This is a genomic window from Bacillus sp. N12A5, from assembly GCF_026790125.1.
Taxonomy (GTDB): Bacteria; Bacillota; Bacilli; order Bacillales; family Bacillaceae; genus Bacillus.
Genome location: NZ_JALAMR010000002.1, coordinates 164,735 through 182,666, shown reverse-complemented (window position 1 = coordinate 182,666; position 17,932 = coordinate 164,735). Strand labels below are relative to the sequence as shown.

Below are 17,932 nucleotides of genomic sequence, written 5' to 3'. Positions count from 1 at the left end.
CTTTTTCCTCTAATTGTAAAGCTCTCATTCTCACTTTCTATGAGACGCAAAAAAAATCCTTCAAGATATTTCTCTTGAAGGATTGATGAATCATGAAAAAGCTTTAAATTCTGCTTCCGTGCACATCACAAAATGCCCCGGTTTAACTTCGCGGAATTCCATCGTTTCCCCATCCTTTAATTGATGGACAGACGGATCGTATTTCTGGCGGACGCGATTTCTCTCATAGTCCGGATCAGGAAGCGGAATGGCTGAAAGCAATGACTTTGTATATGGGTGAAGCGGATTTTCATAAAGCTCATCTGCCGGCGCAAGCTCAACCAGTTTTCCGAAATACATGACGCCGATGCGGTCGCTGATGTATTTGACCATCGATAAATCGTGGGCAATAAACAGGTATGTGAGCCCTTTTTCTTTTTGCAGTTCTTTCATTAAATTCACGACCTGTGCCTGAATGGATACATCTAAAGCAGAAATCGGCTCATCCGCGATAATGAATTCCGGATCAACGGCAAGCGCTCTGGCAATCCCGATTCTTTGACGCTGGCCACCGGAAAATTCATGCGGATAACGGTTGGCGTGTTCCTTGTTTAAACCGACTGTTTCCAAAAGTTCGTGAACCCGCTGCATCCGCTCTTTTTTCGTTTTCGCGAGTTTATGAATATCGAGGCCTTCAGCAATAATATCCGCAACTGTCATTCTCGGATTCAGGGATGCATATGGGTCTTGGAAAATCATCTGCATTTTCCGGTTGAATTCCAGCAGCTTTTTGCGCGATTTTTTCCCGTGCACATTTTCGCCATTGAACAGCACCTCGCCATCGGTTGCTTCGTACAGTCGAATAATGCTTCGGCCTGTTGTCGATTTACCGCAGCCTGATTCACCAACCAGCCCTAATGTTTCACCTTTGTAGATATCAAATGACAAATCGTCTACAGCCTTAACCGTTCCTCTCGGCGTGACGAAGTGCTGTTTTAAATGTTTGATTTCTAATAGTTTCTCAGTCAATTCATTCACCTTCTCTCACTAAGACAGGTTTTTCATACGTATTTGCCAGTTTGCGCATTTTTGCTTTTACCGCTTCGGGCGGCTCTACCTTTGGCGCGTCAGGATGAAGCAGCCACGATTTGACATAATGAGTATCGGACACCTTAAACATTGGCGGCTCCTGTTCAAAATCGATTTTCATCGCATAAGAGCTCCGCAGCGCAAAAGCATCTCCTTTTGGCGGATTCGTCAAATCAGGCGGCGTGCCCGGGATTGCAGTCAGCTGTTCCTCTCCTGAACTTTCCAGTGTCGGCATGGATGCAAGCAGCCCCCATGTATACGGATGTCTCGGATCGTAGAAAATCTCGTCTACCGTGCCGGTTTCTACAATCTGTCCCGCATACATGACAGCGACGCGGTCAGCAACGTTAGCCACAACACCAAGATCGTGTGTAATAAAGATGATGGAGGTGTCAATTTTCTTTTGCAAATCCTTCATCAATTCCAGAATTTGCGCTTGTATCGTTACATCAAGAGCAGTTGTCGGCTCATCGGCAATCAGAAGCTTCGGATTCGCCGCAAGAGCCATAGCAATGACTACCCGCTGTCTCATCCCGCCTGAAAATTCGTGCGGAAATTGGTTGACCCGCTTTTCCGGCATCGGAATGCCGACTAAATCCAGCAGCTCGACGGCGCGTTTTTTTGCTGCTTCCTTTGAAATTTTTTCGTGTTTAAAAAGAACTTCCGTAATTTGTTTGCCGACCTTCATCGTCGGATTTAAAGAGGTCATCGGGTCTTGGAATATCATCCCGATCTCTTTACCACGGACATTTTGCATCTCTTTTTCGGACAGCGGCACCAGGTCCTTGCCGTCAAACAAGATCTCACCGCGTTTAAAATAACCCGGAGGCATTGGAATCAGCTTCATGATCGCTTGAGAGGTCACACTTTTTCCAGAACCCGATTCCCCGACGATGGCCAGCGTTTCTCCTTTATCCAAATGGAAATTCACTCCGCGGATCGCCTGAACTTCTCCGCCATATGTTTTAAATGAAATCGCTAAATCTTTTACTTCCAATAGGCGTGTCACCCGTATCACTCCCTTATTTACGTAACTTAGGATCCAATGCGTCTCTTAATCCGTCGCCGACCACGTTAAAACCAAACATCGTAATGCAGATGAAACCGGCAGGGAAGAATAAACGCCACGGATAATAGGTCAATGCAGGCAATCCGTCAGAAGCCATCGTTCCCCAGCTTGCCAGCGGAGCCGGAACACCAAGCCCCAAATAGCTTAAAAAGGCTTCTGTAAAAATCGCAGTCGGAACTGTCAATGTCATCGTGACCAAAATGGAACCCATTGCGTTTGGCACGATATGTTTAAACAGGAGACGGGATGTTTTTGCACCAAGTGTCTGTGAAGCAAGCACATATTCCTGATTTTTCAGCTGCAGCACTTGTCCGCGTACGATTCTGGCCATATTAATCCAGCCCGTAATGGTCATGGCAATAATAATGGTTAATAGCCCTTTCGGCAGAACAACCATCAGTAAGATAACCATTAATAATGAAGGAACTGCCCAAAGGATATCGGCAATACGCATCATGATTTCATCGGTTCTGCCTCCGCGGAAGCCTGAAATACTCCCCCAAATGACGCCGATCAGCAAATCAAGAACAGCGGCAGCCACACCGATAAAGATGGAGATTCGCGCCCCTACCCATGTACGGACGAAAATGTCGCGTCCAAGGTCATCTGTTCCGAACCAATGATCTTTTGAAGGCGGCTTATCTGCATTTAAGAGATTAGTAGTTGAATAATCATACCTTGAGAACATCGGCGCAAAAATCGCCATAAGGATAATGAGCACAATAATGATAAGCCCGACCATTGCAAGCTTATTGCTGCGGAAGCGAAGCATCGCATCTTTCCAGAGGGAAAGGCTCTTTTTACTTATTTTTTCTGCATCGCCGGCATTCGCTGCGGCTGGTTCAAACATGTTTTTTGGAATGTTCTGCATGGCCTAGGCTCCTTTCTTTGCTTTGGAAAGCTTAATTCTAGGATCAATAATGCCGTATAGCACGTCTACGATTAATACACACAATAGAAGGATGACACTGAAGAACACGGTTACACCCATAATGACTGTATAATCACGGTTTGTAATACTGTTGACGAAGTGTGCACCAAGCCCCGGGATACCAAAAATGGTTTCAATAATGAAGCTTCCCGTTAAGACCTGTGCGGCCATCGGACCCATATATGTAATGACTGGCAAAAGCGCGTTTCGGATAGCGTGCCGCACTGTAACTGCCGGACAGGACAGCCCTTTTGCTTTCGCTGTGCGGATATAATCACTGTTTAACACTTCGATCATGCTTGAACGGGAAAGTCTGGCGATAAACGCCATCGGCATGGAAGCAAGTGCGATTGAAGGCAAAAAGGTGTATGCCCAGGACTCCCACCCTGCGACCGGAAACAGCTCAAGCTTCATGGAGAACACATATTGCAGAACAGCCGCCATGATAAAGCTCGGAACTGATATACCAAAGATTGTTAAAATTGCGACGGTATAATCCTGCCACTTATTATGGTAAAGGGCTGCAATGACCCCAAACAATACACCTAACGCTAAAGCGAGGAGAATAGCTTCTGCTCCAAGAGTGAATGAAACGGGGAAACCTGAACTGATCAGGTCGTTAACACTCTGACCTTTATATTTAAATGACGGTCCGAAATCCCACATTGCAACTGATTTCAAATAACTGACGTATTGTACAAACAGCGGCTTGTCCAAGCCATAATGCGCATTTAAGTTTGCTTCAATTTCAGGCGGAAGCTTTTTCTCGCCTGAAAATGGCCCGCCCGGTGCTGCCTGCATTAAGAAGAATGTCACAGTTACAATCACAAATAATGTGATAATCATATAGACTAAGCGTCTTCCGATATATTTTAGCAAGGGGGAACACCTCCATGGTTTTTACTTTTTTATACTCCATCAGCAAGAAAGGTATATGGGGCTTTTCTCCCCATATACCTTGAGGTCTTTTATTTTCAGACGAAGCCTTATTTAAAATATGCGTTTCTGAAATAAACCTCACCAGTACCTGGCATGATAACACCTGTTAGGTTTTCATCCTGTACCCAAGTATCAGTATAGAAATAGATTGGGGCAACCGGCATTTCATCAATGAAAATACCTTCTGCTTTTTTCAGCAGCTCTGCACGTTTTGTTTTATCTGTTTCAGTTTGCGACTGGTTCAAAAGTTTTTTGAATTCTGGGTTTTCCCAGCCCGTATCGTTATTTCCTCCGTCTTTGTCACGGAACAATTCAAGGAAGTTAATAGCATCATTGAAGTCGCCAAGCCAGCCCATACGGCCGATTTGATAGTCTTGGCTGTGGAGCTTATCGATATATACATTCCATTCTGAGTTATCAAGCTCAACATCTACGCCTAAATTTTTCTTCCACATTTCTTGTACGGCTTGAGCGATTTTCGCATGTGCTTCATCAGTGTTGTAAGACAATTTGATTTTCGGCAGGTCAGATGCCTTGCTTAAGCCCATTTCTTTCAGGCCCTTTTCAAGGTATTCTTTTGCCGTTTTGATATCGTTGTCTTTGAAGTAGCCTTCTTTGTTATCTTCAAATCCCTTCATTGTCGGCGGCACCGCAGCCATTGCCGGGATTTGCTCTCCCTGAGTAACGTTTTTGACAATCGATTGACGGTCAATCGAATATGTTAAAGCTTTACGGATATTTACGTTGTCTAACGGCTTAGCTTCAGTGTTGAATTTGTACCAATAGACACCTGCAATCGGCTCAACATGTAAAGAACCGTCTTTCTTCAAGGTAGGCAGAGATTCTGTCGGAAGCTGTCCGAGCGGCATACCGGCCCAATCAAGTTCGCCAGCTTGGAATTTTTTCAGTTCCGTATTGTTATTATTGATCATGACCATATTGATTTTCTTCAGTTTGACTTTGTCTTTATCCCAATACTGATCATTTTTTTCAAGCTTGATAGATCCGCTGTGCTTCCATGCCGTCATTTTGAACGGCCCGTTTGATACATAATCATCTCCGGCATTTGTGTTCCACTTTTTATTTTTCTCTGCAATTTTCTTGTTGATCGGCATATACGTATAGAACGCAGTTAATTCAGTGAAATATGGAGTCGGGTTATTTAATTCAACCTTTAGCGTTTTGTCATTTACAGCTTTTACTGCCACATCATCAAGACTGCCTTTGCCGGTATTCGCCGCTTCAGCACCTTTTATGTAGTAGAGCTGGTATGCATATTGTGATTCGTTATTAGGATCAAGCGCCCATTTCCAAGCATATTCAAAGTCTTGTGCTGTTACAGGGTCGCCGTTTGACCATTTTGCGCCATCACGAATTGTAAATGTATATGTCTTTCCATCTTTGCTCGTTTCAATTTTAGAAGCCACGCCTTCTTCAGGTTCACCATCTGCATTGATACGTGTCAATCCTTCAAAAGTCTGACGGATGACACCGCCTGATACTGAATCATTTGCCAAACCCGGGTGTAAGGAGAACGGCTCAGTTTTAATATTAATGTTGAGTGTCGTCTTTCCTTTGCTGTCTTTTTTCCCTTCACCGTTTGACCCGCTGCCGCCAAAGCCGCATGCGCTCAGCACGAGAGTGAAAATGAGCATCAACGTGACAATCGACCAACGTTTTTTCATATTCACAAACCCCCTAATAATAATTTTTTCAGCTCCTTACGGCTAAATCCTCAGAAATATCAGACAAATGAACCTAAGTTTCCATAACTTTTATTCTGTTCCGTCTTTTCTGATTATTTTTGTAAAAAAGCTGTAACAATAGAGTGAACAAGTTCATTATAATGAAACAAATAATTTATTGCAATATTATTTTATCAATTTTAAATATTTAAACTTCGTTAGTTTTTCTTCCACGAACATAATATCCTTCTACCATTTAAAGCATAAATTGATTAAAAACTATTTTACGAGTTTTCCGGCCATATTGCTTTTTACATATAATATCTTGCGGTTTCTACGCTGATAGCAGTTATCATTTAGGGTTTTACAGCGCCCGTGTTATTTATATCATTACAATATTACCGGGAAAAAGAATGTTTTTTCATGATGACAATTGGTTATAATTGATTTATAATGAAGCAATCAAAAGAAAAGCGTGCTATGAAAAAGAGTAGTACACATTTCACCCGTTTGAAGAGAGTCTGCGGTGCTGGGAGCAGATAACGGGCAATGTGGAATGGACTTTGGAGCAGCTGACCGAACCCGAAAAAGTAGGCTCAGCCGGAGCAGTCTCCGTTACAAACGTCAGAGTGATTCCATTTTAATGGAATAATCAGGGTGGTACCACGGTTCATTCGTCCCTTTTTTACAGGGGAAGAATGAGCCTTTTTTATTATGCTTTAAGAAATGAGGTTGATGTTTTCATGAAACAAACGATTTTTTCAGGTATTCAGCCAAGCGGCTCCGTTACGCTCGGCAACTATATCGGGGCAATGAAGCAGTTTGTCGAACTGCAGCATGATTATAACAGCTATTTTTGCATCGTGGATCAGCATGCGATAACCGTGCCTCAAGACCGGCTTCAGCTAAGAAAAAATATCCGAAGTCTTGCGGCGCTTTACTTAGCTGTCGGACTTGATCCAGAAAAAGCAACATTGTTTATTCAATCAGAGGTTCCCGCGCATGCACAGGCCGGATGGATGATGCAGTGTGTTGCGTATATCGGAGAACTTGAACGGATGACTCAATTTAAGGACAAATCCAAAGGCAATGAAGCTGTCGTCTCCGGCCTGTTAACGTACCCGCCGCTGATGGCCGCTGATATACTGCTGTATGGAACGGATCTTGTGCCTGTCGGCGAGGATCAAAAGCAGCACCTTGAGCTGACGCGGAATCTTGCAGAACGTTTCAACAAAAAATACAACGACATCTTTACGATTCCGGAAGTGAAAATTCCAAAAGTCGGGGCGCGTATCATGTCTCTGAATGATCCGCTGAAGAAAATGAGCAAATCTGATCCGAACCAGAAAGCTTATATTACATTGCTGGATGAGCCGAAGCAGCTTGAAAAGAAAATCAAAAGCGCTGTGACGGATTCTGAAGGCATTGTCAAATTCGATAAGGAAAACAAACCCGGCGTTTCAAACCTTCTTACGATTTATTCAATCCTCGGCAATACAACAATTGAAGAGCTTGAAGCAAAGTACGAAGGGAAAGGCTACGGCGAGTTTAAAGGTGATTTGGCAGAAGTCGTGGTTAACGCATTAAAGCCGATCCAGGATCGCTATTATGAACTGATTGAATCTGATGAATTAGACCGGATTCTTGATGAAGGCGCGGAACGGGCAAACCGGACAGCAAACAAAATGCTGAAAAAAATGGAGAACGCCATGGGACTTGGCCGAAAAAGACGCTGATCAAAAAAAAACCGCTCTTTGTAAAGAGCGGTTTTTTTCAGTTTACCTTTGATTCGTTTTCCATTTCCCATAGCTTTTCGAAAAAAGGCTGTCCTTTTATCAGGTTTTCGCAAAAAGCCAGGTGCTTGTCCGACCAGCCTTCAATTGTTTCGTTATACAGCATGTCCCAAATCTCTTCAAAGCTCATCCGTTTGATTTGTTCATACATATGCGGGTTCCACTCAGTGTACCAGTAGCCGATTTCAGCGCGATTTTTCAGCCCTTTTAACTGGTCAAGCGCCATAAACATCAGCTGCTTGATTTGCCGTTCTTTTCTTGTCAATCCTCTGACATGTTCTGGTGCCAATGATAAGATGTGATATTCTTTAGAGGATTCCAGCTTCTTTGATTCAAATTCATATGTTTCAGGCTCTACATCCTTTACCATTTCATAAACGAGCTGCTCCTGCCTTGGGATCAGACGGCTTTTTCTGACAGGGATCGTGTAGCCAATCGTGTCGACAGCCAAAATGCCAATTCCGTCTGTTACAACAAAACAATACTCAAGCTTTGTCCGCTCGTGATTTTTTCGAATGTACGATTTCTGATGTACGTCTTCAAGTAAACCTTTCGGAAGCTCAGACAGATCGTTTTCTATGTAATGAAACAGTACCGACGGCACCCTTAACAGCGGCACCTGATCCAAAAGCTCAACCGTATCTTCCTTGCGCCATTCGTGAAAGTGGCATACATTGTAGCCATTTTCTTCCCCTTCAAACCAATTGACCCACACATCATGAAGAAATAACATCTCTAACCCCTCACTTTTATAAAAACTGTTGTCCACAGTATAGGCAAGGGACAGAGAAATTATTCCAAAGAGATTGAGGAAATCTGGAATCACTGGGTTTATGTAAAAATCACAAAAAGCAGATCTCTTTGTATATTTTCTGACAAAAAAGAGATCTGCTTTTCTTCTGATTTCGTTATGTTTTGTAACAAATATTATTTTCATTTTTATTTAATATTTTTCGGATCCAGTGCATCCCGCAGGCCATCACCGACAAAGTTGAAGCATAAAACGGTCATTAAAATAAGTAGCCCGGGAAATAATGGGTACCACCATGCTTGAATCATTAATGTAAAGTTTTGAGCATCCTGAAGCATATTTCCCCAGCTTGCGATCGGAGGCTGAATACCAAAGCCTAAGTAGCTTAAAGTTGATTCAGCTAAAATGACACTGCCTACTTTCAAAGTAGCCGAGACAATAATGGGCCCAATACAATTCGGTAAAATATGCGAAAAAATAATTTTATAATTTTTGGTGCCGATTGTTTTAGCAGCTAAAACAAATTCTCTTGACCTTAACGACAGAAACTCGCTTCTGACTAGTCTCGCTGTTGTAGTCCAGCCCGTCAAAGAAAAAATTAAAATTAACTTATCCATTCCCGGTTGAAAAATTGTCACTAAGGTAATAAGCAGAAAAATATCCGGAATTGATAAGACTACATCAACAGCCCTCATTAATACAGCATCTACTATCCCTTTAAAGTATCCTGCTAAGGCGCCAACAACGGTGCCTATAGTGATGGCACCAATTACTGAAACAAAACCGACCAATAGAGACACACGAGCCCCGTACAATACCCTTGTAAATATATCGCGCCCAAACTTATCTGTCCCCATTAGATTTTTAGGACTTGGCGGCTTCAGTTTATTTAAAAGAGATTGACTCTCAGGCGAGTAAGGCGCAATAATAGGGGCAAAGACTGCCATTAAAATGATAACTGTTAAAATGATACCTCCAACAACTGCAAGTTTATTTTTGAAGAACTTCTCAAAAAAGATCCTAGTCATTGTTTCTGGTTTTTTTCTAATATTTTCTTTTAGCTTTACCTCATTAGAGGGAGCTACAGTGTTTGATTGTGCCATATGCGTCTCCCCCTTTTAATATTCAATACGCGGATCAACTAATGCATACAAAATATCCGCAATCAAGTTCCCCAAAACAACCAAAACAGCAGAAATAACAGTCATGGCCATAATAACCGGATAATCTCGAGAGAATGCCGAATCAATAAATAACTTTCCTAATCCCGGCCAAGTAAAAATCTGTTCAACTACGACAGCACCACCAATAAATGATGGAATCATTAATCCGAAAATTGTAATAACAGGCAGAAGTCCATTTCTCAAACCATGTTTGAAAATCACTTTATTTTCTTTAAATCCTTTTGCCCGGGCTGTTCTTATATAATCCTGCTTCAATACATCGAGCATACTTGAACGTGTATATCGAGTAATACCGGCCATATCAGCAGTTGCTAAAACAAATGCAGGCAGAATTAAATGATGGAGCCTGTCAAAAATGCTAAAGTCAGCGTTTAAAGTGCTGACACCCCCCGTAGGAAACCAGCCGAGATTTACGGAAAGAACCATAATAAGAATTAATCCGAACCAGAAGTTTGGTATGGCCAGCCCTAAAAATGATGTGACAGTTATCCCATAGTCAAGTTTAGAATAAGGGCGTTTCGCGGAAAGAACTCCGAAAGGAATTGAAATCAGAAGAGCAACAAGAGTTGAAAAAACCATAAGCACCAGGGTATTCGGCAAACGTGAAAGGATTAGATCAGAAACTGGTGTACCCTTTTTCACAATAGATGTCCCAAAGTCGCCTTGGAGCATATTTCCAAGCCATTTTAAGTATTGAACAGGTTCTGGGTCATTGAGTCCATACTTCTCAATAAATTTCGCTCTGTCAGCTTGACTTATTGTCGGGTCCATCATTAGTGACATCGGGTCACCCGGCGCCGCTTTCATGATTGCAAATGATAAAATTGTAATGCCCAAAAGAATTGGCAGAGACATTAATGTTCGACGAACAATATATGTAACCATATTCTTGTCCCCTTTTCTAAAATAGGATAAAGAGGAAAGGATACTGGATCCTCACCTCTCTAGGGATTTCATTATTATTGTTCAAGCCACCATTTTTCAATATGATACAAGTCATTCTTTGGATGGAATACATAGCCGTGCATGTTTGCCGGGATTGCCCTATGATAATTGTAATAAAATAAGAATGAATAAGGCTGATCCTCTGCAATCAATTTATAGATTTCTTCGTATTTTTTCTGATATTCTTTTCTGTCTGTAATAGATTTAGCTTCTTCCAAAAGTTTATCGACTTTAGGATTCTTATACCATATGTTGTTTAGTCCGTTCTTAGATTGACTGGAGTGGAAAATCGAAAATTGATCTGGGAATGTAGCCAAGCTCCAACCAAGCAGTAAAGCATCATAATCCCAATTTGGTGAACTTGTTTGTTCAATAAGAGCGCTAAATTCAACAATTTGAGGCTTTGCTTCAATTCCTACTTCTTTAAGCTGTTGCTGAACGACAACTGCTAAATCCTCCCGAATTTTATTACCCTGGTTCGTTTTAATTGTAAATGAGAATTTCTTTCCGTCCTTATCAAGGTAGCCGTCTCCATCTGTATCCTTCCATCCTGCTTCTTTCAAGAGCTTTTTAGCCTTTTTAGGATTGTAATCAAATGTAGGTATATCACCTTTCGGATAGTTCCAAGAAAGCGGACTTTCAGGAACGTTTGCTACTTCGCCATCACCGTTTAATACCTGATCCACCATTGCTTTTCGATCAAGTGCATGTGTAAGAGCTTGGCGGACTTTTTTGTCTTTAAATAATTCATTTTTCTCATTCCAACCAATATAGCTGTAGTTCAAACCAAGATCTGATTTAACTTGCACATTATCAAATGTCTTGACTGTCTCGAAATCAGTGCCCGGAACAACAAAGAAATCAATATCTCCAGCCTTTAACTGGGCTACAGCTGCATTTGAATCCGGAATTGTTTTTACTGTTACTGTATCTAAATACGGTCTTCCGCCATAATAGTCATCATTGGCTTCAAGTTTTACATAATCGCCTTTTTTCCATTCTACAAATTTGAATGGGCCTGAACCAATCGGATTCTTTCTATTAAATTCATTTTCGCCTAAATCTGCAACTGGCACTTTCCCTAAAATGTGTTTAGGCAGGATACCGTAACTATCTAAAACAACATTGTAAAAATACGCATCCTTTTTCTTTAATTTGAATTCAACTTCATAATCACCTTTCTTTGTAACAGATTTTAATGATTCAAAACCCGAGCCGCGTTCACCATTATAGTCCTTATTTAAAGGTATGCTATAAGTGAAAACAACGTCATCCGCTGTAAGTTCTTTTCCGTCATGAAATTTTACACCTTTTCTAATTTTGACATCATAAGTCAGGCCATCTTTGGATTCTGTTACTTTCTCAGCCAAAGCAGGCTTTACATTTAATTTTTCATCTGTTTCTAATAAAGTACTATAGATCATCCCTTCAATATCCGAACTGGAAACATCTGTAGAATAGAGTGGATTAAACAAAGTTGGCTCCCCAGTTGAACCAATAACCAAATCCCCGCCTTGCTGCGGTTTGCCTGCTGGTTTTTTCTCGCTGCTGCTCGATTTTGATCCTGAGCAGGCCGATAAAAAGATGGCCATAACCATCAATACACTTAGCATCATCAGTGCGGTTTTCCGTCTTTTCATTTAATATTCCCCCTCTTGAAATGTTCGTGCTTCTCAGCTGTTGTTTATGTAGTGTGCATACCCCCTCTCAAAGCGGTGCGGCAACTTTAGCTATAAAGGTGACAAGCCACAAAATGGCTGGGAGCAGCTTCTTTGAATTCTGGTGTTTGTTCCTTGCATATCGGTTTTGCAACAGGACATCTTGTGTGGAAAACGCAGCCTTTTGGCGGATTGGCCGGACTTGGCAGTTCTCCCTTCAGGACGATGCGTTCACGTTTGACAGATCCTTTTCTTCTGGTAACCGGAACGGACGAGAGAAGTGCTTGGGTGTAAGGATGAAGCGGATTATTGTAAAGCTCATGCTTGCCGGTCAGTTCCATCATTTTGCCAAGATACATGACCCCGACTCTGTCGCTGATATGGCGGACGACACTTAGATCATGAGAGATAAATAGATAGGTAAGATTAAATTCTTCCTGCAATTCTTCCATTAAGTTAATCACTTGGGCCTGAATGGATACATCAAGTGCAGAAACCGGCTCGTCGGCAATAATCAGCTCGGGGTTTAACGTGAGCGCTCTGGCGATGCCGATCCGCTGTCGCTGACCGCCTGAAAATTCATGGGGATAACGGCTGGCAAACGACGGGTGAAGCCCTACTCTTGCAAGCAGTTCTTCGACTTTTTCGTTTCGTTCACGCATCGTATACATGTGATGCGTATTAAATGGTTCCTTAATGATAGAACGCAGCGTCTTTCTTGGGTTTAAAGAGGCAAATGGGTCTTGGAAAACCATTTGAATATTTTTGCGGACACTTTTCCGCAGCTTCTCTTCTGACAGCTTGGAGATATCCTGCCCTTTAAAAAGGATTTGGCCTTCTGTCGGTTTGTACAGCCTGATCATCGTTCTGCCGGCAGTTGATTTTCCGCAGCCCGATTCTCCAACAATTCCGAGTGTCTCTCCTTTTTGTAACGAAAATGAAACACCGTCTACCGCTTTTACATCGCCGACTTTTCTTTGAAAAAGGCCTGAGCGGATCGGGAAGTATTTTTTCACGTCACGAAGCTCTAAGATTGTTTCTTGATTTGCTGCTGTCATGATTGTTCGGCACCCTCTTCCTCATATAAAAAGCATCTCACCGTTCTTCCGCTTTTGTGTGTTAAAAGCGAAGGCTGATGTGTCCAGCATTTATCCATGGCTTTCGGACACCTTGGGGCAAAACGGCACCCCGGCGGCAGATTATCTGGTGTCGGCACGCTGCCTTTAATCGCATTTAATTTATCAATCTCTCCATCTATGACTGGAATCGATGTAAGCAGGCCTGCTGTGTAAGGATGCAGCGGTTCTAAAAATAAGTCGTCAACGGTGGCGTTTTCTACGACTTGTCCGCAGTACATGACAATCACTCTGTCGGCTGCTTCCGACACGACACCTAAGTCGTGTGTGATCAGAAGAATCGAAGTATTGAACTTCTGACAGAGATCTTTCATGAGCTCCAGAACTTGGGCTTGTATGGTCACATCCAGCGCTGTTGTCGGTTCATCGGCAATGAGCAGTTTAGGGTTACAGCTGAGTGCGATAGCAATCATCACCCTCTGTCTCATCCCGCCGGACAGCCTGTGCGGGTATTCCTTCATGATTTGCTCGGCCCGGGAGAAACCGACCATCTGCAAGAGTTCAACAGCTCTTTGATGAGCTTCCTTTTTCTTCATATTTTTATGGTAAATCAGCACTTCGGTAATTTGTTCTCCGATTGTCAACACCGGATTAAGGGAGGTCATTGGTTCCTGAAAGATCATGGATACTTCATTTCCGCGGATTTTGCAATAGTCGTTTTCAGTGAATGAGGTGAGGTCTTTGTCTTCGAGTTTAATAGAGCCGTCCATGATTTTTCCGCCTGAGCTTTGGACAAGGCCCATAATTGATAACGAAGTAATGCTTTTTCCGGAGCCCGATTCACCTACAAGCGCGACGGTTTCGCCTTTGCTAATGTGAAAATCGACTCCGTCTACCGCAGGGATCGGCTCCTTTTTTCTAAAAAAATAAGTCTTTAAATTATTCACTTCTAAAAGTGTGCTCATGCTAGCTCCCCTTCCCCCTCTTGTTTCCAAACGTTTTCAAGAGAAAGCAATCCCTTTATTCAGAAATAATAAATAATATTGAATTATCGAAAAATTTTATAGTTGTATATTATTACAATCATTTTGCAAAATCAAGAATTTTTTAGGATAAATGTAATAATATTAATGAAATTCCATTATTTTATTCTTTTAAAGCGTTGCACTCAAAAAGGCTTCTGCAGGAATGGACAGCCCATCTGCTGTGTTTGCTTTGTTGGCTATTAAATATTTTTTTACAATATTGAATCCGACTGCGTATCCAAGCATTTTTGGCTGATATCCTTTGCCGAATAACAGCTGGGAGAATAACCGGTTATCCCGTTTGATATCCTGATAGGGGGCAATCTTTTTTTCATACAAAGCCTGTAGCTGCTCCGGGGTATACCAAGACGTCCATTCAGCCGTTTGACTTCGGCCGAACCTCTCATAAACAGCATATTCTGCAAGCCCTTCCATGATGATTGTATCAAGTAATGTGACATCCTTTTCCTCTTTTGTCAGATGATCTAACCGGCAAACGTGATGATATTCATGTGTCATCAGGGCTGATACCGATGCAAAATCCAAATCTGACGAGAGAAAGAGGAACATTTTGTCTTGAAAGGCGAGTCCAGATTTTGATCCGAATTCTAAACGAATTCTTCTGTTTCGTTCATCAACAGGCAGCGGAACAATCGGTACATCAGGACCTTGCCATTTGTTTTTCAGGTACTGTTCTTCCTTTTGAATATGCTCGTAAACCCCTTTTTCTTTCATCACTGAAGCCGTATGAATCCCCTCCTTTATGTTTTTAAACATCCCATGATGCTGAAGATGCCCCAAAATGCCTTTCCAATTCTTTTTTTCCACACCTGAAAAAAGCGGAACAATGTAATCCGCCAAATCATCTATTGAACCAGCCTTTCTGAGCCAGCTATATGTTTGTTCCACACTCATGTGATCGCCTCCTCTTTTTATCCTATGCGCACATAAAAAAACCGGCTACCCTTTAAGGGCAGCCGGCTTGGCTTAATTATGATTGGTATTTCTTAAAGATTAATGTTGCGTTGTGTCCTCCGAATCCCAATGAGTTGCTGAGGACATAATTGAGATCCTGTCTGCGGGCTTCATCAGGCACATAATCTAAATCGCATTCTTCGTCAGGTGTTTGAATATTAATTGTCGGCGGAATCACGCCTTCTTTAATGGCAAGGATAGAGAAAATCGCTTCAATACCGCCAGCCGCTCCTAAGAGATGGCCTGTCATCGATTTTGTAGAGCTTACCGCAAGTTTATGCGCATGCTCGCCGAAAACGGTTTTAATCGCCATTGTTTCGTATTTGTCGTTGTAATACGTGCTTGTTCCGTGAGCATTAATATAATCGATGTCTTCAGGCGCAATGCCAGCATCTTTAATGGCTTCTTGCATCGCTCTCGCTCCGCCTTCACCGTCTTGTGCCGGCGCTGTGATGTGATAAGCGTCTCCCGTTGAGCCGTAGCCGACAATTTCGCCGTAAATCTTAGCGCCGCGGGCCAGAGCATGCTCAAGTTCTTCAAGAACGATAATTCCTGCACCTTCACCCATGACAAAGCCATCACGGTTTTTATCAAACGGGCGGCTTGCTGTTTTCGGATCTGGATTCGTAGACAGCGCTTTGTTGGCGCTGAAGCCCGCGAATGACATTCTTGTCAGTGGGGCCTCTGTTCCGCCTGTAACCATAACATCTGCATCGCCGCGCTGAATGACTTTAAACGCGTCACCGATGGAGTTCGTTCCTGTAGCACATGCTGTAACCGTACAAGAGTTAACCCCTTTTGCTCCTAAAGCAATAGAAATCTGGCCGGTCGCCATATCAGGAATCATCATTGGCACAAAAAACGGGCTTACGCGTCTTGGGCCTTTTGTTAAGAAGATTTCAAATTGAGACTCAAGTGTTTCAAGTCCTCCAATTCCGGAGCCTACCCAAACACCGACTCTCGGCGCGATCTCATCGGTAATGTGAAGATCTGCATCTTCAACTGCCATTTTGGCAGCTACAACCGCATATTGTGTAAAGCGGTCCATTTTTCTGGCTTCTTTTTTATCCATATAATCTTCAACATTGAAGTCTTTTAATTCAGCAGCTACTTTTGCCGGATATTCTTCAGCATCAACACGAGTGATCGGACCGATACCGGACACACCGTTGATTGCGTTATTCCAACTTGTATCGACATCGTTGCCAAGCGGAGATAATGCTCCAAGTCCTGTAACAACTACTCTTTTTTTACTCATCTTGTGTGCACCTCACCTTTTTTTATCGGCCCCAGCGGATTGCAATGGCGCCCCATGTTAATCCTCCGCCGAAACCTACCATAACGACCACATCGCCGTCTTTGATTTTACCGGCTTCCAATTCTTCTACAAGAGAAATCGGAATGGATGCGGCAGAAGTATTTCCATATTTATGAACGGTTTTAGACATCTTTTCGACAGGAAGCTCTAAACGTTCGCGAGCGGCTTCCATGATGCGGATGTTCGCTTGATGCGGAATCAAAAAGTCGACATCCTCTTTTGAGAGACCGGCTTTTTCAATAACATTTACACATGATTCTCCCATTTGGCGGACTGCAAATTTGAAAACTTCTCGTCCATTCATGATTGTATGACCTTTTTCATTTAGATACAAGTGCTGACCGCCTGTGCCGTCTGCCCCTAGTTCAAATGAAAGGATTCCTCTGTCATCGCTGACTGGCCCGACTACCGCAGCACCTGCTCCGTCTCCAAACAGAACGGCTGTATTGCGGTCTTCCCAGTCTGTAATGCTTGAGAGCTTTTCTACACCGACAACAAGAACATGCTTGTAGGTTCCGGATTCAATAAATTGTTTGCCGGTTACAACCCCATACATGAAGCCCGCGCAAGCCGCGCTGATATCCATAGCACACGCTTTCTTCGCGCCGAGCTGTTCTTGAATCATACAAGAGACCGTAGGAAATGATTGATCAGGTGTAACAGTTGCAACCAGGATCATATCCAGGTCCTCAGCAGCCACTTCAGCTTGTTCCAGCGCATTTTTCGCTGCTGCAACTGCCATATGTGATGAATACACATCATCCGCGGCAATTCTTCTTTCTTCTATTCCTGTTCTGGTACGAATCCACTCATCAGAAGTTTCAACCATCTTTTCAAGATCGTGATTTGTTAAAACCTTCTCAGGAATGTAACGTCCAACACCAAGTATTCCAGCTTTCATTAGGGAAGACTCCTTTATATCGTAAATTTAGAAGATCAATCTGGTTGAGATCAATTATTAGTATCAGGTACTAATTCTATCCTATTTTTTTTCACATGGCAATATATTCGTCTAAACTATCAGTTCATCTTACTCATAGAGTATGGTATATAGAAAGGAGGCGTATGCAGTTGGATGTGTTCTCAAGGATGATGTTCGGCGATTCCGCAAAGCAAACAGCAGAGAAGGAAGAACAGCAAGAGGAGGTTTCCCAGCCAAACGAAGAAGAAACGATTAATTACATGCATATTATGGATCAAATCGGTTCAATTATGAACTCTCTTGATCAAATCAAGCCCGCTTTAAAGGAGCTTGCACCGATGATTTCCGCTATTAAAAAGAAAATCATGTGAAAAGCCACTTTCAAAAAGTGGCTTCTTCTTATTCGGTTTCAGATTTTGCGTCAGATTTGCCGAGCTCATACGCTTCCGCCATCACCGTTGTGAATAGATTCATAAACGGCTGGATGGCCTCCATGGACAGCTCAATGCCCGATTTCTCAAGCTGCTCTTTCGCTTCAGGCAGATATTTCATGGCAATTTGCAAGAATTCCATTGATTTTTCGTGCTGCATGT

Annotated in this window: 17 protein-coding genes and 1 other annotated feature; of the genes, 2 read left to right on the top strand and 15 right to left on the bottom strand. The window is 42.6% G+C overall.

Going from position 1 to position 17,932, the window contains the following annotated elements:
* Nucleotides 1-90 precede the first annotated feature (90 nt).
* The 5 genes from oppF to oppA form a co-directional block, all read right to left on the bottom strand.
* Nucleotides 91-1,008 carry an oligopeptide ABC transporter ATP-binding protein OppF gene (oppF, locus tag MOC09_RS01245; protein WP_003239287.1) on the bottom strand — a complete coding sequence of 306 codons (918 nt, stop codon included), beginning with the start codon at nucleotides 1,006-1,008 and terminating at the stop codon, nucleotides 91-93.
* Between the two features lies 1 nt (nucleotide 1,009).
* Nucleotides 1,010-2,086 (bottom strand): oligopeptide ABC transporter ATP-binding protein OppD, encoded by a 1,077-nt coding sequence (gene oppD / locus MOC09_RS01240; protein ID WP_268362293.1) that lies wholly within the window; start codon nucleotides 2,084-2,086, stop codon nucleotides 1,010-1,012.
* 4 nt (nucleotides 2,087-2,090) lie between these two features.
* The gene (oppC, locus tag MOC09_RS01235) at nucleotides 2,091-3,008 is read right to left on the bottom strand and encodes an oligopeptide ABC transporter permease OppC (RefSeq protein WP_268362290.1); all 918 of its coding nucleotides are present in this window, start codon (nucleotides 3,006-3,008) and stop codon (nucleotides 2,091-2,093) included.
* Nucleotides 3,009-3,011: 3 nt separating this feature from the next.
* Nucleotides 3,012-3,947, bottom strand: a complete 936-nt coding sequence (gene oppB, locus MOC09_RS01230) for an oligopeptide ABC transporter permease OppB (protein WP_268369302.1) — start codon at nucleotides 3,945-3,947, stop codon at nucleotides 3,012-3,014.
* A 107-nt stretch (nucleotides 3,948-4,054) separates the two neighbouring features.
* Complete coding sequence (oppA, locus tag MOC09_RS01225; RefSeq protein ID WP_268362285.1) at nucleotides 4,055-5,692, bottom strand: oligopeptide ABC transporter substrate-binding protein OppA; 1,638 nt, start codon at nucleotides 5,690-5,692, stop codon at nucleotides 4,055-4,057.
* A 471-nt stretch (nucleotides 5,693-6,163) separates the two neighbouring features.
* Nucleotides 6,164-6,377, top strand: a binding site (T-box leader).
* A 58-nt stretch (nucleotides 6,378-6,435) separates the two neighbouring features.
* Between oppA and trpS the strand changes: the two genes are divergently transcribed.
* Nucleotides 6,436-7,428 (top strand): tryptophan--tRNA ligase, encoded by a 993-nt coding sequence (trpS, locus tag MOC09_RS01220; protein WP_268362282.1) that lies wholly within the window; start codon nucleotides 6,436-6,438, stop codon nucleotides 7,426-7,428.
* Between the two features lie 37 nt (nucleotides 7,429-7,465).
* On the opposite strand, the gene MOC09_RS01215 is transcribed toward trpS, so the two are convergent.
* The 9 genes from MOC09_RS01215 to fabH all read right to left on the bottom strand — a co-directional run bounded on the left by MOC09_RS01215 (nucleotide 7,466) and on the right by fabH (nucleotide 17,318).
* Nucleotides 7,466-8,218 carry a YjbA family protein gene (locus MOC09_RS01215; RefSeq protein WP_268361655.1) on the bottom strand — a complete coding sequence of 251 codons (753 nt, stop codon included), beginning with the start codon at nucleotides 8,216-8,218 and terminating at the stop codon, nucleotides 7,466-7,468.
* Nucleotides 8,219-8,424: 206 nt separating this feature from the next.
* The gene (gene opp4C, locus MOC09_RS01210; protein WP_268369300.1) at nucleotides 8,425-9,339 is read right to left on the bottom strand and encodes an oligopeptide ABC transporter permease; all 915 of its coding nucleotides are present in this window, start codon (nucleotides 9,337-9,339) and stop codon (nucleotides 8,425-8,427) included.
* Between the two features lie 15 nt (nucleotides 9,340-9,354).
* Nucleotides 9,355-10,305, bottom strand: coding sequence for an ABC transporter permease (locus tag MOC09_RS01205; protein WP_014113363.1), 951 nt, complete (start codon nucleotides 10,303-10,305; stop codon nucleotides 9,355-9,357).
* Between the two features lie 74 nt (nucleotides 10,306-10,379).
* On the bottom strand, nucleotides 10,380-12,005 hold the full coding sequence (locus MOC09_RS01200) for a peptide-binding protein (RefSeq protein ID WP_268361652.1): 1,626 nt from the start codon (nucleotides 12,003-12,005) through the stop codon (nucleotides 10,380-10,382).
* 86 nt (nucleotides 12,006-12,091) lie between these two features.
* The gene (gene appF / locus MOC09_RS01195) at nucleotides 12,092-13,081 is read right to left on the bottom strand and encodes an oligopeptide ABC transporter ATP-binding protein AppF (RefSeq protein ID WP_268369298.1); all 990 of its coding nucleotides are present in this window, start codon (nucleotides 13,079-13,081) and stop codon (nucleotides 12,092-12,094) included.
* Complete coding sequence (gene appD, locus MOC09_RS01190) at nucleotides 13,078-14,064, bottom strand: oligopeptide ABC transporter ATP-binding protein AppD (RefSeq protein ID WP_268361648.1); 987 nt, start codon at nucleotides 14,062-14,064, stop codon at nucleotides 13,078-13,080. Before appD ends, appF begins: the two co-directional genes overlap by 4 nt.
* 189 nt (nucleotides 14,065-14,253) lie before the next feature.
* Entirely contained in the window at nucleotides 14,254-15,039 is a 786-nt protein-coding gene (locus MOC09_RS01185) for a DUF2268 domain-containing protein (RefSeq protein ID WP_268369296.1), read from the bottom strand.
* A 76-nt stretch (nucleotides 15,040-15,115) separates the two neighbouring features.
* Entirely contained in the window at nucleotides 15,116-16,357 is a 1,242-nt protein-coding gene (gene fabF, locus MOC09_RS01180; RefSeq protein WP_268369294.1) for a beta-ketoacyl-ACP synthase II, read from the bottom strand.
* A gap of 22 nt (nucleotides 16,358-16,379) precedes the next feature.
* Nucleotides 16,380-17,318 carry a beta-ketoacyl-ACP synthase III gene (gene fabH, locus MOC09_RS01175; RefSeq protein WP_268361641.1) on the bottom strand — a complete coding sequence of 313 codons (939 nt, stop codon included), beginning with the start codon at nucleotides 17,316-17,318 and terminating at the stop codon, nucleotides 16,380-16,382.
* Between the two features lie 164 nt (nucleotides 17,319-17,482).
* Between fabH and MOC09_RS01170 the strand changes: the two genes are divergently transcribed.
* Nucleotides 17,483-17,710: a hypothetical protein gene (locus tag MOC09_RS01170; RefSeq protein WP_268361639.1), complete on the top strand. Its 228-nt coding sequence runs from the start codon at nucleotides 17,483-17,485 to the stop codon at nucleotides 17,708-17,710.
* 28 nt (nucleotides 17,711-17,738) lie between these two features.
* Here the strand turns inward: MOC09_RS01170 and comZ are convergent, their stop codons facing one another.
* Nucleotides 17,739-17,930 (bottom strand): ComG operon transcriptional repressor ComZ, encoded by a 192-nt coding sequence (gene comZ / locus MOC09_RS01165; protein ID WP_010329363.1) that lies wholly within the window; start codon nucleotides 17,928-17,930, stop codon nucleotides 17,739-17,741.
* Nucleotides 17,931-17,932 lie beyond the last annotated feature (2 nt).

Excerpts from the sequence above, each read along its gene's own strand:
- MOC09_RS01215 (WP_268361655.1), bottom strand. The coding sequence starts at position 8,218 with ATGTTATTTCTTCATGATGTGTGGGTCAATTGGTTTGAAGGGGAAGAA.
- comZ (WP_010329363.1), bottom strand. The coding sequence starts at position 17,930 with ATGCAGCACGAAAAATCAATGGAATTCTTGCAAATTGCCATGAAATAT.
- fabF (WP_268369294.1), bottom strand. The coding sequence starts at position 16,357 with ATGAGTAAAAAAAGAGTAGTTGTTACAGGACTTGGAGCATTATCTCCG.
- appD (WP_268361648.1), bottom strand. The coding sequence starts at position 14,064 with ATGAGCACACTTTTAGAAGTGAATAATTTAAAGACTTATTTTTTTAGA.
- oppA (WP_268362285.1), bottom strand. The coding sequence starts at position 5,692 with ATGAAAAAACGTTGGTCGATTGTCACGTTGATGCTCATTTTCACTCTC.
- trpS (WP_268362282.1), top strand. The coding sequence starts at position 6,436 with ATGAAACAAACGATTTTTTCAGGTATTCAGCCAAGCGGCTCCGTTACG.
- MOC09_RS01205 (WP_014113363.1), bottom strand. The coding sequence starts at position 10,305 with ATGGTTACATATATTGTTCGTCGAACATTAATGTCTCTGCCAATTCTT.
- MOC09_RS01185 (WP_268369296.1), bottom strand. The coding sequence starts at position 15,039 with ATGAGTGTGGAACAAACATATAGCTGGCTCAGAAAGGCTGGTTCAATA.
- MOC09_RS01170 (WP_268361639.1), top strand. The coding sequence starts at position 17,483 with ATGCAGTTGGATGTGTTCTCAAGGATGATGTTCGGCGATTCCGCAAAG.
- oppC (WP_268362290.1), bottom strand. The coding sequence starts at position 3,008 with ATGCAGAACATTCCAAAAAACATGTTTGAACCAGCCGCAGCGAATGCC.
- opp4C (WP_268369300.1), bottom strand. The coding sequence starts at position 9,339 with ATGGCACAATCAAACACTGTAGCTCCCTCTAATGAGGTAAAGCTAAAA.
- fabH (WP_268361641.1), bottom strand. The coding sequence starts at position 17,318 with ATGAAAGCTGGAATACTTGGTGTTGGACGTTACATTCCTGAGAAGGTT.
- appF (WP_268369298.1), bottom strand. The coding sequence starts at position 13,081 with ATGACAGCAGCAAATCAAGAAACAATCTTAGAGCTTCGTGACGTGAAA.
- MOC09_RS01200 (WP_268361652.1), bottom strand. The coding sequence starts at position 12,005 with ATGAAAAGACGGAAAACCGCACTGATGATGCTAAGTGTATTGATGGTT.